The organism is Gelidibacter sp. (assembly GCF_039916245.1).
GTDB lineage: Bacteria > Bacteroidota > Bacteroidia > Flavobacteriales > Flavobacteriaceae > Gelidibacter.
In genome coordinates this window covers 1-2,751 of the sequence record NZ_JBDSLS010000296.1, presented here as the reverse complement: position 1 = coordinate 2,751, position 2,751 = coordinate 1, and the positions used below count along the sequence as shown (strand labels likewise).

Here is a 2,751-nt window from a genome sequence, read left to right as displayed (position 1 = left end):
TCTTTATCTAAAGTAATCTCCTTTCTGTAAGTGCCAACCGGATTATAATCGGTTGGCGCATCGGGCCATTCTGTGGTAAATGGATAGCGCTCATCTAAATAAATTGGATGGTCATACCCTTCCACTTCCCAATTGGCAGGCACTGGAATGGTTTTCCAATCGGAATCATCAAAATCGACGTTATGAAAGGTTGTGAGCCGTTGTTTTGGATCTTTAACCCAATTAAATTTCCACGGCCCATTCAAACTCATGAACCGTCTGGACTGTTCTTTTTCTTTAAGATCAGCATTTTCAAATCCGAAATAGGTCGCGCGAGGAGCCAGTTTATGTTCTTCAAATATTTCGTGATTATAATGATAGGTTTGTTCTGGCACTTCTGAAAGTGGCGCCGTTTTGCAACTCATGACGAACAATACAGGGATAATACTTAGTAGTCTTATTTTCATATTGGTTTTTATTATTTTTTAGCTTCAACCATTATTTATATAGGTAAAGCATTAAATTACTTAACGTTGACGTAGGACTAAAGGACTTAAGACTGGTGTTGGATAATAACTTAAAGACTCAAATCTTGATGCTGCCGCCATTTTTTTTGTCCTATGTCCTACGTCTTAAGGTCGTTTTCGTCCAGTCTTAAAGTTGCATGAAATCTTCAGAAAATATTTTTCTTAGATAAAAAATTAACTCTTGTGCGTTTTCATTAGAAAAAACAAGAGGTGGTTTAATTTTCAACACATTATGATCGGGGCCATCAGTGCTCATCAAAATACCATGGTCTTTCATGCGATTGGCCAAGTAATCGGTTTGGTCCGCTAATGGATTCATTTTAGCATCCACCAATTCAATACCTAGAAACAAGCCTTGTCCGCGCACATCGCCAATAATCGGAAATTCTTGAGCCAACTTATTGAGTTCAGTTTTCAAATACGTGCCTACTTTTAGAGCATTTTCTTGTAATCTCTCTCGCTTTACTGTGCGAATCACTTCAGTCCCAATCGCACAGGACACCGGATTTCCTCCAAAAGTGTTGAAATACTCCATCCCATTGGCGAACTTTTCAGCAACTTCTTTAGTACAAGCAACCGCCGCCACCGGATGTCCATTACCCAAAGGTTTACCAATGGTTACAATATCTGGGACGACATCGTGCAATTGAAAACCCCAAAAGGTTTCGCCCATTCTACCGCAACCCGTTTGGACTTCATCAGAAATACAAAGGCCGCCAGCGGTTCTGACTAATTCATATGCTTTTGCTAAAAACCCTTTTGGTAATTCTATTTGCCCGCCACAACTGATAATCGGCTCGATGATGAATGCACCAACGCCGCGACCTTTCTCATGAACGACATCGATTTGTTTTTGGACTTCTTCAGCATATTTTTCGCCGGCATCATCGCCTCTATATTTACCGCGATAGGCATCTGGTAAAGGAAAAATATGAGTATGTTCGGGTGCTCCACTTCCACCCTTTCCATCAAACTTATAGGAACTGATATCGATACACATATTGCTATTGCCGTGATAGCCGACTTCGCTTGCAATAATATCGCGCTGGCCGGTGGCCGCTTTGACCATACGGATAGCCAACTCATTGGCTTCACTTCCTGAATTCACGAAATGTAAGACACTCAATTCTGCTGGCAAAGTTTCGATAAGCTCTTTGGCTAAAGCGTTGATATTGTCATGCAAATAGCGCGAATTGGTATTGATCAATGCCATTTGCTCTTGACCAGCCTTGACGACCTCATAATGTTCATGGCCTACATGGGCGACATTATTTACGGTATCCAAATACATTCTGCCAAATTGATCCATAAGATATTGTCCAGCACCACGCACCATTTTAATGGGCACTTTATATTGTAGGCTTAAACTTTTGCCTAAATGCTGTTTGCGATAGTGGATTAATTCAGTATTCGAGGTTTCAATAGTGTTTTGAAGCGCTTCTGATTTAAATAATGAATTGGGATCTGGACAGATACTTTGCCACACGTCTATTTGGCTATAATAAGCAACCCCAGGAAAGTCATTGTGATAATTTAAAAGCGACAATAGCACTTGAAAATGAAGATGTGGCGCCCAATTGCCGTTTTCATTGGAACTTCCTAATTCCCCAACCTTTTCTCCTTTTTTTATAAAGTCGCCAACGTTATGTTTGGTAGCACTCGCCACCGATAAATGCCCATAAAGCGTATAGAATTCAAGGTTTTCAGCCGTGTGTTTTAAAATTACTAATCCGCCGTATTCCTTATTTCCAGCGTCGTTTATTGCAAGCACGACTTCGCCATCCAAAACACTATGAACTGGAGTTCCGTTAGGCAACCAAAAATCAATTCCTAAATGAATGGTTCTATTCTCCTTACCTGAATTCCCTATTTTAGCATAAGCATTTGAGGTGTAAATAGCTCGAGGTTCCAAATAACCTCCAGCGATGATTTTATTGGGAACTTGCTTTTGAAGTTGATTGATCTTAAACTCAAACAGATCTAAATCATTAAACTCCTTTTGATGCCCAGTCCATTTGCTGGACACACTTAAATCCAAATGCGCTAGGTCATCCTTTTGAATTGTTGGGAATAGAGATTCCAATTTGAATTGTTGTTTTTCAGCCCAGTCCTTAAATGACTTTTGATTAGGATGCGCTTCAAAGCCACAGGCATTTCTAAAACTATAATGAGCAAAATCGGAGCTTATCTGTCGCCATTTTCTAAGGACTTCCCAAGCCGGTTTTTCGCTGATTAACAAATAGGC

2 protein-coding genes are annotated in these 2,751 nt (G+C 40.2%); both read right to left on the bottom strand.

Going from position 1 to position 2,751, the window contains the following annotated elements:
- A partial coding sequence (locus ABIQ28_RS15000; protein WP_348038742.1) for a sugar-binding domain-containing protein occupies window positions 1–446 on the bottom strand: 446 nt, incomplete at its 3' end.
- Between the two features lie 187 nt (window positions 447–633).
- Window positions 634–2,751: aminotransferase class III-fold pyridoxal phosphate-dependent enzyme (locus ABIQ28_RS14995; protein WP_348038740.1), on the bottom strand; the 2,118-nt coding region annotated here is incomplete at its 5' end.